Below are 13,694 nucleotides of genomic sequence, written 5' to 3'. Positions count from 1 at the left end.
GGTTGTCACGCCAGTGGCATTGCCGGGTAGCTATGGTCGGACGGGATAACCGCTGAAAGCATCTAAGCGGGAAGCCCCCTTCAAGATGAGACATCCCTGAGGCCTAGAGCCTCCTGAAGGGCCCAGCGAGACCAGCTGGTTGATAGGCACGGTGTGGACGCACTGCAAGGTGTTGAGCTAACGTGTACTAATGGCCCGTGAGGCTTGACCCTATAACACCCAAGGGGTCTGGTCGCAGTGATAACGATGAGTACCGGATACGCGCGCTGAGCGAGAAGACGCTTGGCACGAGAGACGCTCACAGAACACGTCAGCATGATAGACATTGACAGTTACGCCTGACGACCATAGCGAGCGTGAACCACCTGATCCCTTGCCGAACTCAGTAGTGAAACCGCTTAGCGCCGATGGTAGTGTGGGGTCTCCCCATGCGAGAGTAGGTCATCGTCAGGCACTTATCCCGCAGAAAACCCAGCCACCGGCTGGGTTTTTTGTTTGCGTGGAAGAAAGTCATACTTATTTAAAAATCCCCAGCCTCTTATAAAGCTGGGGATTATTTATTAAGTATGATTAGCAATAAAGAGTGAGTGCGTAGATCGTAACCTGCCTCACTCCTCACTCCTCACTCCTCACTCCTCACTCCTCACTCTTCACAACTAATCAATTTTGATCGCGTTGATGTTGGCATTTGCCGGCAACCCAGGTTTCATAAATGGCTCGGTCGTCCGCCAATATCATCAGGGCAAATAAACGTTCACCCAAAGTAGAGCAGCGCTGAATTCTTCGTGTGAGAAGCGGTGTGGCATTAGGGTCAATGACCACGAAGTCAGCCTCAAAAGTCGGCGCTAACTGACCAATGTGACTGTCCAATGCGAGTGTTTTAGCATTGCCATGGGTAAGGCCATAAAAGCCCTGCCAAGCAGTGAGAGGTTGGCCGCTTAGCTGGCCAACCTGGTAAGCACTTTTAAGCGTATCAAACCCTGAAAGATCAGTCCCCGCGCCGATATCGCTGGCGTAGCTAAACGCCATGCCGGTTTCTTGTGCGGCATAACGGTCAAACAGTCCGCTGCCTAAAAACAGATTGGAGCTTGGGCAGAAAGCAATATTTGCGCCACGTTCTGCTAAACGCGTGCGCATGCCATTATCCAAATGTATTCCATGGGCGAACGTACTGCGTGGTCCTACTAACCCAGCTTTTTCGTAAACAGATAGATAATCCTGGTTATCAGGGAAAAGTTCGGCAACCCAGTCAAGTTCACCGCTATTTTCCGCTAAGTGGGTTTGTAGCCAAAGAGTCGGGTCATTACGAAGCAGTGCGCCAGCTGCATCCATTTGGATTTTCGTGGAGGTCGGCGCAAAACGAGGCGTTACGCTATAGCCAAGGCGCTGAGAGTTATGCCAATCCTCAATCAGTCGCTCGGTATCGGCAATACCCGACGCACCGTCCAACAAACCTTCAGGCGCGTTACGGTCCATCAATACTTTACCGGCCAGCATGCGCAGCTGACGCTTATTGCAGGCGGTAAAGAAAGCATCCATCGATCCAGGGTGGCTTGAGCCAAATACCTGTGCCGTGGTGGTGCCTGCCCGCAGCATTTCGTCTAAAAAAGCGTCGGAGAGTGCTTCGGCATGAGCATGATTGGCAAAGCGGCACTCTTCGGGAAAGGTATAGTCGTTTAACCAATCAAGTAGTTGCCGACCATACGATGCCATAACGTCTAGCTGCACATAATGCACGTGAGTATCGATAAAGCCTGGCATGATCAGCTTGCCGCGATAATCCAGCACTTCACTGCCGTCGGGAAGTGAGGGCGCTAGTTCACTAAAATGACCTACGGCATGAATATGCTGGCCTTTTAACCAGAGTAGGCCATCGCCGTAGTGCTCCAAACTGCCTGGGCTTGGCTTGTCACCCTCACCGGGGTTGCGGGCAAAGCTTACCAGTTCGGCACGAATAAGCGTATTGGTAGAGGAGGTCATATTAACTCATGGTAGTAGAGGGAGTAGTGAAAAGGGTGCGCAGTGCCTGGCTGGATAGGCCCCGTGTTTCTTGAGCAGAAGGGGTATCAGTTAAACAAAGAAGCTCAGACACAACGCTTAAGGCGATTGCATAAGGGGTTTTATTACTTGGCTTATGGCCAAGGTGGCGGCCGATGGGGCAACGAACCCGTTGAATTTTCTCCGCAGTATAGCCTGCACGTATCAGCCGCCCTGAAAAGCTTGCCCATTTGCTATCAGAGCCAATGAGTCCAATGGAGGCTAAATCGTCACGTTGGATAAGCTCAGCAATCAGAGCATAATCTTCATCATGACTATGGGTAAGTATTAGCACGTGAGTGTGAGGTGGCAGTTGAGCTACATTGCGACTGACATCCCGCAGGGCATGGCAGGTTAAGCGCGGCTGTTGATGTAACTCGCTCAATATCTCGGTGCGGCTGTCATGTAAGGTCAGCCGCCAGGGTAATGGCGCACTTAACTTTACAATTTCCTGCCCAACGTGACCTGCTCCAAATATCGCGATGTTAGCTTCGGCACCAGGAAAGACCTCAAGCAATATATTGACGAATCCTCCGCAGCATTGCCCGCTTCGCCCGCCTAGCGAAAAAGCTTCCAGATGAAATCCATAGCGCTGCTGCTTTAAGTAGTCACGAGCAGCCTGAATAGTTTGCCACTCAAAGTTGCCGCCTCCTAGCGTATCGAAAATAGCATCCAGGGTAATAACCATGTGCGCGCCCGGTTCCCTCGGAGTAGAGCCAGCGCTAGTGACTTGGGTTGCCAATACATGAGGCGTGCCTGCGCGCTGTAAGCAGTCAATCGCGGCATGCCATGCCATGGGGGCTGTCACAGGGTTTTCTCCCTGATGGCGTTGGCTGCCAGCATAACCCGTTCGGGCGTTGCCGGCGTATCTAAGCGCGGTGAAGTAGCGTAGTTGGTCAAGCTTGAAAGGGCATCCCGTAATGCCGACCATACGCTAATGCCCAGCATAAGCGGAGGCTCGCCCACCGCTTTAGAGCGATAAAGGCTTGCCATGGAGTTCGGATGGCCTTCCATGAGCGCTACGTTAAAGATAGGCGGTAAGTCGCCAAAGGTCGGAATTTTGTAAGTGGCTGGGCCATCACTTACCAGTACCCCTTTAGCGTTCCATTTAAGCTCTTCACTGGTAAGCCAGCCCATCCCCTGAATAAAGCCGCCTTCCACTTGGCCAATATCGATGGCGGGATTTAACGACGTACCTACATCATGAAGTATATCAACCCGATCAACCTGGTATTCCCCGGTCAGCATATCAACACTGACCTCGGATACCGCTGCGCCAAACGCGTAGTAATAAAAGGGTCGCCCTTGTCCGGTCGCGCGGTTGTAGTGGATCAGGGGCGTGGCATAAAAGCCTTTTTCTGAAAGCGAAATACGATTGAGATAGGCGGTTTGAATCAACTCGCCCCAGGGAATTCGCTGCTCGCTTTCGTTACTGCCTGAAACCAGCATGCCTTCTTCAAGGCGCATTCCTTCTCGATCCAGGCCCGCTGTAAAGTGTGAGGCTGCAAAATCGAATAGCCGCTCACGTAACTTACTGGCCGCGTCCCGAGCAGCCATGCCGTTTAGGTCGGCGCCGCTAGAAGCGGCAGTGGGAGAGGTATTGGGGACTTTATCCGTGCGGGTTGCCGTAATACGCACCTGCTCAAGGCTCAGACCCAATTCGCGAGCAACAACCTGACAGATCTTGGTATGTAGCCCCTGGCCCATTTCGGTACCGCCATGATTGATCATGACGCTTCCGTCAGTATAGATATGTAACAGTGCACCGGCCTGATTAAGATGTTGTGCGGTAAACGAAATGCCAAACTTGACGGGAGTAAGCGCAAGACCTTTCTTAATGATGGGGCTTACGCCATTAAACGTTTTAATGGCTTTACGACGCTCCCAGTAATCACTGTCGGTTTCCAGTGTTTCAACAAGCGTATGAAGTAGCTGGCGTTGATCGACATGCTGACCGTAGTGAGTAGTGTCCCGCCCATCACGATAAAAGTTTCGCTTACGTATGGTCAGCGGATCCTCACCCACCTGGCGGGCAATATCGTCCATGGCCGCCTCAATAATCATCATACCTTGAGGGCCGCCAAAGCCACGAAACGCCGTATTGGACGCGGTATGCGTTTTAGCGCGATGGCCAACCACTCTGGCATCGCCTAACGAATAAGCGTTATCCGTATGGAACATGGCGCGATCAACAATTGCATCAGAAAGATCAGGTGAATAGCCGCAGTCACCTATCACGCTTATTTCACCGCCCTGAATAATGCCCTGTTGATCAATGGCCAGCTTATAACGGTTATGAAAGGGGTGGCGTTTGCCGGTAACGCGCATATCTTCACTGCGCGGCAGGCGAAGACGTATTGCTTTACCTGTACGGCGAGCAATAATGGCAGCAATACAGGCCCAGGGGGATGCCTGAGTCTCTTTACCACCGAATCCGCCGCCCATACGACGGACTTCTACCGTGACGGCATGAAGCGGAATACCGAGTACTTCAGCAACAAGTTTCTGTGTTTCACTGGGGTGCTGATTGGAGGTATGAACAATCACGCCTTCATCTTCGGTCGGCAGCACTACACACGCCTGCCCCTCTAGATAAAAGTGCTCCTGCCCGCCGACGAACAGCTCGCTTTCGATAACATGAGGGGCTTGACGTAAGGCTTGCTGCCAATCGCCACGTTCCTGCACATGAGAAGGGCGCACGAATTCTTCACGCTGAGTGGCAGTCACGGGGTCAAGGCTTGCAGGCTGTTCGTCAATTTCAATGCTTGCAAGTTTTACCGCGCGGCGGGCTGCGTGTAGAGAGGTAGCCGCTACGGCAAACAGGCACTGACCGGCATAGCTAATTTCCTGATCAACGAAGATAGGGTCGCCAGGGAAAACCGGGCCAATATCAGTATCACCCGGCACATCATGAAACGTAATGACATCGACAACACCGGGAGCTTGCTTCACGGCTTCAAGCTTTAAAGCAGTTAATATACCGTGTGCTACCGGTGACAGGCCTAGCGCTACATGCAGTGCATCAGAAGGTGTTTTTAGATCATCAATATAAGCCGCTTTGCCGGTAACGTGTTTCTCAGCACTTTCATGAATACTGGATTGGCCAGCTTGGCGTGCTCCGCTGCTTTTTACCGTATGGCAAGCGAGTGGGCCATCGCCTTGGATTTGATCTTTAAGCTCTTGGCGAGCGCGTTGGCTGTCTTTATCGAGTCTAGTGAGCGTACGCATGCAGCATCACCTCCTGATCCGGCGCTGAAAGCGTTAAGTAAAGCCGTTCAACCAAGTTGGCTGCTGCCTGTTGGCGATAAACGTCGCTGCCTCGAACGTCGCTCATCGGTGTAAAGTCCTGGACGATAGCCGCCTGTGCTGCACGAAAGATATCTACCGTAATCTTGTGACTTTCCAACTCTTTTTCCATTGTCAGCGCGCGCTTGGGTATGGCATCCATACCGCCGAAGGCTATACGTACATCGTGCAGGGTATCTTTTTCCAGGCGGTAGCTGAAAGCACCTAGCACGGCTGAAATATCGTCCTCTCGCCGCTTAGACAATTTCCAGACGCGTAATGCATGGGTATTGGAAGGTTTGGGAATAAATATGCGTGACAGAATTTCATCCGCCGCCAGGGCGGTCTGTTTGTATCCCTTAAAAAAATGTTCCAACGGTAGACAGCGAGTGCCTGTCGTATTGGCCAGCTCAACCCATGCGCCTAGGGCTAGCAAAACGGGCGGGGTGTCTCCGATAGGAGAGGCGTTTGCGATATTTCCGCCCAGCGTGCCACGATTACGAATCTGCTGGGAGCCCAGGCGCTGTAGCAATTGGCTAAAGGCCGGAAAGTGGCTGTTTAATAATGGCTCAAGCTGGGTATAGGTGACCCCTGCGCCCACCCACCAGCCAGATTGGTTATTAAATTCATCCGCTTCAAGGGTCAGCAGTTCTTTAACGTGTGTAACGTCGATTAGCTGATCAAGAGGTGTTAAGCGCTGCGTGCTTTCCAACCATAGGTCCGTTCCGCCAGCTACAAGGCGAGCATCTGTAAAGCGCAGGCGAGCCGCCGTTAAATCTGCAAGCGATGTAGGCTGAATGAAAAAGCATTCGTTGGAATTTTGAATGTTTGTATTAGAAGACGAAGCTTGGGGTAGGAAGGCGTTATACCAGCTTGGCCGCTCGTAAGAATGAGTGTGCATTTGAAGCGCTGCATCACGAATCGGGCGATACCCTGTACAGCGGCATAAATTTCCACCCAGGCTTTCCTCAAGCTGCTCTGGTGTTAACGATAAAGTGTCTTTATCGGGCGATTCGTAAAGCGTAAACAAGGACATGACAACACCTGGTGTGCAAAAGCCGCATTGGCTTCCGTGGCATTCGATCATGGCCGCTTGCGCTGGGTGTAATTGACCTTCAGCAGCCAGTCCTTCAATAGTGACAAGCGCTTTGCCCTGTAGCTGGTGGGCAGGCGTGATGCATGCATTGGCGCTTGTGTAAGTGCGGGGAGTATCAGCTAAGTCGCTAATGGCAACGGTACATGCCCCGCAATCACCTGAGGCACAGCCTTCTTTGGTGCCGGTGGCCCCCAAATGCTCACGCAATAGCGTTAAAATACTGGTATCTGGCGATACGGTGCACTGTTTGGGAACGCCATTGAGAAGAAACTCAATAATAGCCATACCAAACTCCATTGTGATTGTTCTGACCGATCGGTCAATATGGTTTGAGCTTGAGACAAAAGAGCGTGTCTTGCAAGTATTTATTGGACGCACTTATATGGGGCAAAGTAATTAAAAATGCAGGCTTTTTGTGCATTAAGCGATGCTTATACACTACCCATGGTGTTTGCTAAAAAGTTTTTCAGGAAGCCTATTAATGACAGTCGAAACCGCACCAAACGAAAGTGCAAATCGTGAGCGAATAGAGCAGCGAATTCTAAATGCTGCCGAACAGATATTCTCATTGCATGGCTATCGTGGAGCAAGCTTGCAAGCCATTGCTGATAAGGCGGAACTGCCCAAAGCTAACATTCTGTATTATATGGGCAGCAAGCAGGCGCTCTATGTCCGATTGCTCAACCGTATGATGCGGCGCTGGAATGCTGTGCTTGAGAACATAACGCCCGAGAGCGATCCTGGTGAAGTGCTAAGCGATTTTATTCGCACTAAAATAGTGCTGGGGCAGCGCTACCCCGATGGCTCAAAATTGTTTGCGGCAGAAATATTAGCCGGGGCGCCTTTCCTGGATGAGTATCTCGCCGGTGAACTGCGTGATTGGGTGACATCTCGTGCGGCGATTATTCGGCAGTGGTCCCTGCAAGGGAAAATGGATGATGTAGACCCACGCTGGCTGATTTTTTTAATCTGGTCGGCGACCCAGCATTACACTGAATATAGTGCTCAGATAACCCGGGTGCTAGGGCGCGATGCCCTGAATGAGGAAGACCTCGCCTCAATTACCCAGTTTCTGGAACACGTTATTTTGAAAGGATGTGGTATCTCCCCGCTAGCTTCTTCCCAAGCATCTTCTGCAGCGAATTGATGTTATGAATGCATTGCCCATTGAGCAGCACCTGGAGGCCGTACAAGCGGGTCTTGAAAATCATAACCGACTAATTCTCATGGCGCAGCCGGGCGCGGGAAAGACTACGCGTGTTCCTCTGATGCTTTTGACCAGTGAGTGGGCGGCTGGTCAAAAAATATTATTGCTTGAACCGCGTCGCGTAGCCGCTCGGTTAGCGGCAAGTTTTATGGCGCAAGCGCTAGGCGAAACGGTAGGCCAAACGGTTGGTTACCGGATGCGCGGGGAGAGCTGTACTGGCTCAAATACTCGGCTAGAAGTCATTACACAGGGTGTTTTGCTGCGAATGCTGCAAGAAGATCCGCTGCTGGAGGGCGTGGCGGGCATCATTTTTGATGAGTTTCATGAGCGCAGCTTAGAAGCGGATGTGGGGCTGGCGTTCGCGCTGGATGTTCAAGCTAGTGTACGTGACGACTTACGCCTGCTGGTAATGTCAGCAACGCTTGATGTGAATGCATTACGGCAGGTAATAGGCGAGCATGCGCCGCTAATTGTTAGTGAAGGGCGTCAATACCCGGTCACTACCTATTATCGACCCGCTCAGGCAAACGAAAAAATCGAGCAGGCGGCGCTTAGAGCTGTGAAGGAGGCGCTAGGCGCTCCACAAACGCGCGATCTACTGGTCATTCTCCCCGGCGTGTCCGAGATAGAGCGCCTGATTCAAGCCCTTCGCCAATCTCTGCCGGACATAGCGGTAAGGGCACTACATGGCCGAATGACCATTGCTGAGCAGCGGGCTGCGCTAGTAGCAGAGAATTCGCAGCGCCGCGTTATTGTGTCTACCGCTATTACGGAGTCAAGCATAACGGTGGATGGTGTAAATGTGGTTATTGATGCGGGGCTTGAGCGTGTGCCTTTATTTCAACCTCGTACAGGATTAACGCGCTTAACCACCCGGCGCGTTAATCGTGCTAGTGCAGACCAGCGCCGTGGGCGGGCGGGGCGCCAGTGTCCGGGTGTCTGTTTTCGTTTATGGTCTCAAGAGCAGCCGTTGGTCGCTCACGGCGAACCTGAAATTCTCCAGGCGGATTTGTCGAGCACTGTGCTTGAACTGGCACGCTGGGGCGTGGATTCACCCGATAAGCTTTGCTGGGTTTCAGCTCCGCCTAAAGGGGCGTGGCAGAGTGGTCAGGCGCTGCTTGTCCAGCTGGGGTTGTTGGATGAGCAACATAAGCTCACATTGTTAGGTCGGCGCTGCGGGCGCTGGCCTCTATCGCCACGCCTTGCCGTCATGATGGAGCGCTCTGAAGCGCTAGAGGCCACGCCCCTGGCGTGTGGCTTGGCCGCATTGCTTGAAAGCCGTGAAAGCAATGATCGCTCTTTTCAAAAAGCACTTAGTCAGCGCTTTGATCAACCCAAGCAGTTCCCTGTATGGGCGCAGGAAGCCAGGCGGCTCGCCAAACAGGCGCATGCTGCATTGAATCGGATCGACTTGGCCCCATTGGGTAGGCTGTTGACATTGGCTTATCCGGACCGGGTAGGTCAGCAAATTACGCCGGGGCGATTTCAGCTCGCCTCAGGAAAAACGGCGGTAGTTTCGTTAAACGACCCGCTGGCGCATCAGCCGTATCTTATTGTGGCAAGTCTGGAGAGTGCCTCAAGCGAAGCCAAAATATACGCGGCTGAACCACTAACACTTGAGGCATTAATAGAGCTTTATCCTGAGCGAGTGAAGTGGCAGACACGCGTCACATGGTCTGAAGAACAGGGACGGCTGATCGGTGAGAAGGTCCAGGCTTATGGTGCTTTGACGATAGCCAGGCACCCTTTAGCTACGCTGCCTAAAGACGCTGTAGTAGAGGCCTTGCTAAATGCCGTAAGCCAGCGGCCAGCGTTGTTACATTCCCAAGCGTTGGAGCAGCTGCAGGGGCGGATAGCGCTGCTGCGCGAGACATTGGGTAAGCCGTGGCCAGACTGGTCTACCGCGGCGCTAGTAGATTCGCTAAGCCATTGGCTTGCCCCCTACTTAACCGATATAACGCGGCTTTCCCAAGTTGAAAAACTACCGCTTCATCACTATCTGCTGAATACCCTGACATGGGATCAGCAAAATGAAATGGAGCGGCTGGCACCTCAAGCCTTGATAGTGCCTAGCGGTAAATCTACGGTTATCGACTATTCGCCCTGTTTGGCGCATCAATCCCCGGTGCTGGCGTTAAAGCTTCAGGAAGCCTTTGGTTGGCGTGATACGCCCACTGTGGTTGAAGGGCGCATTGCTTTAACGGTTCATCTACTCTCGCCCGCGCGCCGGCCACTTCAAGTGACCCAGGATTTGCTAAGCTTCTGGCTTAATGGGTACCCAGAGGTACGTAAAGAGATGCGTGGCCGCTATCCAAAGCATCCGTGGCCTGACGATCCACTCGCTGCAAAGGCAACGGCCACCACTATAAAACGTAAATAAGCGTAGAGCGATTAGGTGCTTAGGGGGTAGTGCTTTCTAAGTGCTACAGCTGTTGTTCGGGGATTTCACCGGGGGTGCGGTAACGAACGCCATCAGCTTGCTGCTCTTCAAAGCGCTTGTTTTCATCTTCAGGAGCGACACCCAGCACCGTTTCCTTTGATCCATCCGGCCAAGTGTAAGTGGTGCAGCCAGCAAGAGAAGCCAAGGTCATGAGCGCCATAAGGGCCACTATCCCTGTGGTGAGGCGGTGCTTCTGCATATATTACTCCCATTGTCGCGCGGCCGTATTAGGAATGGCCAGGATCATTGATAAGAATTATAGGACGATAGCCAGCGAATTGTAGATCGCTAATAAGGTTAACGCTTTGTTAAAAAGCTACCTATTAATCACGAAAGCGTAGCGAATAACCAATAATATCTATACTTATTTTATTTTCACCCAGCCTGTGCGAGAGGCGCATCGGGCTCGCCAGTTTTCATGATCAGTTCTCATGGAAAATACAACGCTGAAATCATAAAGTGGACCGCTATAAGGAGGGCAAATGTTTGTAGCAAGACAATGAACACGTTTAAGGCCGCAGGTCGATCATTTCGATTAGTGCTAATATAATTTTTCAAGGATATGTTTGGCGATCTAGGCTCGGTTTTCTGGATAAAAACCAAGGGTATTGCCATTGCTAATGAGTGTAAGGATACATCATGCAAGCATCGTTAGAGAGGCGCTTAAAGTGGCTTTTGCACTTATCACTTTTAGGAACGTTACTGACAGTATTGGTCATTTTAGTGGGTGCATGGACGCGATTAGTCGATGCGGGGCTGGGTTGCCCTGATTGGCCGGGCTGCTATGGTCGCCTGCTGGTACCTGATAGTGATCACGCTGCGTTACACCATCCTGATGTCCCTCTGGATGCCTCGAAAGCATGGGTTGAAATGATCCATCGCTATATTGCAACTCTACTCGGCCTTTTGGTGGTTAGCGTTTTAGCGCTAGGTTGGCCATTCAGGAAACAGCCCCAATACCCTTGGTTTATCAGCATAGCGCTACTTGCCACTATTTTAGTGCAAGGTGCCTTTGGTGCCTTTACCGTCACGCTAAAACTTTGGCCGCAAGTAGTGACGTTGCATCTGCTCGGTGGCTTAAGCGTGCTGCTGCTATTTCTTTGGCTGCATCTAAGGATAAGAGGTGTCGTCGAGCAAAAGCCGCTTAGTGCCCAACGGCTAAATATTTGGTGGGGGATGGCAGCAGGGCTATTAATTGTACAGCTCGCCTTGGGCGGATGGGTTACCAGTAATTACGCGGGTATTGCCTGCCAGGATATTCCCACCTGCAATGGTCAATGGTGGCCCGCAATGGATATTAGCGAAGGGTTTCATTTGACCCAAACAGTAGGGCCTAATTACTTACACGGGCAATTACATGCCGAAGCTAGAGTTGCCATCCACTTTATGCACCGTATGGGAGCGCTACTGTTAGGCATTGCGTTGCTTATGCTTTGGTATCGACATCGACGCGCTTGTCATGTTGCAGGTCCGCTAGGCTTAGTGGTAGCAATTTATGTTTTTCAAGCGCTACTGGGAGTGGCCAACGTATTGATGTGGCTGCCGTTATGGCTAGCTTTGCTGCATACGGCCGGTGCAGTTTTACTGACGGTTAGCATGGTATGGGCATGGTGGCGTTGGCGATTGAGTGAGGAGGAAAACTACACTGCTCAACCTGATTTATATTCTCCGCGTCCTCCTGTGCCCTCATAAAAAAAGTAAGAAAGAGCAGGTTTATTACTAAGTTTGGTGAGGGCGTGTCGCTGAATTAGGGAAATTAACGGTTCAGTGCTAAATTGATGTACAATTTCTGTTAAGCTATTTTTGAAAGCGCAACTGGGAGTATTATGAATTCGATCAGCGCACTTGTAGCGCTCGCGTTAGCGCTTGCAGTCATTGTCGGCTTATCAATCTATGCCCTTAAGTTGCGTAAAGAGGTAAAGCGCCGCGAGGCCTTTCGCATAGATGAAGACCTTAGAGCCCAGCAAAACAGCCTGGAAAACCTGGATTACGTTACGAGTGCGTTGATTCAGGAGCAGGTTGATATTACGGAAGGCGCATGGCGCTGTAAGGTGCTGCTCGAAATTGTTGACCCCAGCCTTACCGAGCGGCCTGACTTTCAAGCGTTTGCCGACGTTTATAATCGTACCCGGCATCTTAAAACGCACTCCGCGCGTGCAAAATTAACACCACGTGAGCGCATGGCTGAAGATAAGCAACGCCTAGCGGTTGAAGATGAGATGCGTCCCGCTGTCTTGGCAGCAGCTAAAGCCGTTATAAAATGGCGTGCACAAGGGCCTTCTGCGTTACACTAGATTAGAATTAATAAGGCGCTTTTATTTAAATTAATAGCGTAATGTGTTTTTTTGGTGCCGATTGTGGCAGCTTTGCTATGCTTGAGATGTCGATATTGGCAAGAAGTTGATATCTCGGCATTGTTGCCTTCTAGCGTTGAAACGTTAATGATAGGCGCACCGTTCAATGCCAAGCAGGGGAACGCCCGCGTGGTACTATTGAACAGGCGAAAAATGGATGCTCTCGCAAATAAGAAGCATTGGATAGATTTGGTCATATGGCCATGTCAGCATTGGATCAAGAAGGAGTCTTGCATGAAAAAATCAACGACTGGCTTGTTAATCGGTTCCGCTTTAGTAGTGGGCCTTTCAGGCTGTGCCACCTCGGCTAACCAATCATCTGGTCAAGCTAGTGCTAGCAGCAACAGCGGCGAGCGCAGCTGGTACCAGCACCCGTTTGTCTGTGGTCTGGCAGGCAGCGTTATCGGTGGCAGCATTGGTTATGCTACTAGCGGTTCTTCTGACGAAGAGAGCGGCGCGGCAACTGGCGCTGTAGCCGGTGCAGCAATTGGTGGTCTGTTGTGTGCAGACCGTACACCTGAGCCGGTAGCGCCTCAGTGCCCGAGCTACGGTGAAGTGCCTGCTGGCGTTGCAGTTGACGCTCAAGGCTGCCCGTTGGATTCAGACAACGACGGTGTGCCTGACTACCGCGATCAGTGCCCAGGTACTCCTGCTGGCGTTGAGGTAGATGCTGTTGGCTGCCCGCTTGACTCCGATAACGACGGCGTGCCGGATTATCGTGACCAGTGCCCCAATACGCCAGCTGGCACCGAAGTGAACGCACTGGGTTGCCCAGACAGCGTTGTGCTGAATGACGTTAACTTCGAGTTCGATTCAGCTGAGCTGACTTCTAATGCCCGTAACATCCTAAACGGTGTTGCAGAGCGTCTGGTTAACAACCCTGACGTACGCGTTAGCATCGAAGGTCACACTGATTCACGTGGTTCTGCTGAGTACAACAAAAACTTGTCTCAGCGTCGTGCTGAATCCGTTACTACCTACCTTGCTCAACGTGGCGTAAGCGCAAATCGCATGCGTGCAGTTGGCTTCGGTGAAGAGCGTCCGGTTGCTTCTAACGAAACCGATCAAGGTCGCGCGCAAAACCGTCGCGTTGAACTTGATGAGTGGAAATAATACGCAACTCGCTAAGGCGTTAATGCTATAACGCCAAAAGCAGTCGCGTAGTAGGTAATAAAGATAGTAAGTAATCAAGTAAGTAACGACGGGAGGCGTAAGCCTCCCGTTTTTATTTTCCGCCGCGCTTAAGTCTGTTAGGCTACGCGCGTATATTGTTTG

General features: G+C 51.6%; 10 protein-coding genes and 2 rRNA genes. 7 read left to right on the top strand and 5 right to left on the bottom strand.

Annotation, left to right across the window (positions count from 1 at the left end):
* A 23S ribosomal RNA gene (locus D467_RS0104260) occupies positions 1-212 on the top strand; the annotation flags it as partial.
* A gap of 125 nt (positions 213-337) precedes the next feature.
* A 5S ribosomal RNA gene (gene rrf, locus D467_RS0104255) occupies positions 338-453 on the top strand.
* A gap of 207 nt (positions 454-660) precedes the next feature.
* On the opposite strand, the gene guaD is transcribed toward rrf, so the two are convergent.
* From guaD to xdhA, 4 genes are read right to left on the bottom strand one after another with little or no spacing between them, the layout of a single operon-like run.
* Complete coding sequence (gene guaD / locus D467_RS0104250; RefSeq protein ID WP_018916274.1) at positions 661-1,980, bottom strand: guanine deaminase; 1,320 nt, start codon at positions 1,978-1,980, stop codon at positions 661-663.
* Position 1,981: 1 nt separating this feature from the next.
* Positions 1,982-2,845: a xanthine dehydrogenase accessory protein XdhC gene (gene xdhC / locus D467_RS0104245; protein ID WP_018916273.1), complete on the bottom strand. Its 864-nt coding sequence runs from the start codon at positions 2,843-2,845 to the stop codon at positions 1,982-1,984.
* Positions 2,842-5,265, bottom strand: coding sequence for a xanthine dehydrogenase molybdopterin binding subunit (gene xdhB / locus D467_RS0104240; protein WP_018916272.1), 2,424 nt, complete (start codon positions 5,263-5,265; stop codon positions 2,842-2,844). Before xdhB ends, xdhC begins: the two co-directional genes overlap by 4 nt.
* Complete coding sequence (gene xdhA / locus D467_RS0104235; RefSeq protein WP_018916271.1) at positions 5,249-6,703, bottom strand: xanthine dehydrogenase small subunit; 1,455 nt, start codon at positions 6,701-6,703, stop codon at positions 5,249-5,251. Before xdhA ends, xdhB begins: the two co-directional genes overlap by 17 nt.
* 196 nt (positions 6,704-6,899) lie before the next feature.
* On the opposite strand from xdhA, the gene D467_RS0104230 reads away from it, so the two are divergent.
* Positions 6,900-7,565 (top strand): TetR family transcriptional regulator C-terminal domain-containing protein, encoded by a 666-nt coding sequence (locus tag D467_RS0104230; protein ID WP_018916270.1) that lies wholly within the window; start codon positions 6,900-6,902, stop codon positions 7,563-7,565.
* A gap of 4 nt (positions 7,566-7,569) precedes the next feature.
* Positions 7,570-10,005, top strand: coding sequence for an ATP-dependent helicase HrpB (hrpB, locus tag D467_RS0104225; protein ID WP_018916269.1), 2,436 nt, complete (start codon positions 7,570-7,572; stop codon positions 10,003-10,005).
* A 43-nt stretch (positions 10,006-10,048) separates the two neighbouring features.
* Here hrpB and D467_RS0104220 read toward each other — a convergent pair whose 3' ends face one another.
* Entirely contained in the window at positions 10,049-10,264 is a 216-nt protein-coding gene (locus D467_RS0104220) for a hypothetical protein (RefSeq protein ID WP_018916268.1), read from the bottom strand.
* Positions 10,265-10,704: 440 nt separating this feature from the next.
* Here D467_RS0104220 and D467_RS0104215 point away from each other — a divergent pair, with 440 nt between their 5' ends.
* The 3 genes from D467_RS0104215 to D467_RS0104205 all read left to right on the top strand — a co-directional run bounded on the left by D467_RS0104215 (position 10,705) and on the right by D467_RS0104205 (position 13,532).
* A complete protein-coding gene (locus D467_RS0104215) occupies positions 10,705-11,757 on the top strand; it encodes a COX15/CtaA family protein (protein ID WP_018916267.1) in 1,053 nt (350 codons plus the stop codon).
* A gap of 134 nt (positions 11,758-11,891) precedes the next feature.
* Complete coding sequence (locus D467_RS0104210; RefSeq protein WP_018916266.1) at positions 11,892-12,359, top strand: DUF2489 domain-containing protein; 468 nt, start codon at positions 11,892-11,894, stop codon at positions 12,357-12,359.
* Between the two features lie 294 nt (positions 12,360-12,653).
* Complete coding sequence (locus D467_RS0104205) at positions 12,654-13,532, top strand: OmpA family protein (RefSeq protein WP_018916265.1); 879 nt, start codon at positions 12,654-12,656, stop codon at positions 13,530-13,532.
* The last annotated feature ends 162 nt before the right edge of the window (positions 13,533-13,694 follow it).

This window comes from Vreelandella zhanjiangensis DSM 21076 (genome assembly GCF_000377665.1).
In the GTDB taxonomy this organism is placed as follows: Bacteria; Pseudomonadota; Gammaproteobacteria; order Pseudomonadales; family Halomonadaceae; genus Vreelandella; species Vreelandella zhanjiangensis.
This window is presented reverse-complemented; position numbering and strand designations above follow the sequence as displayed.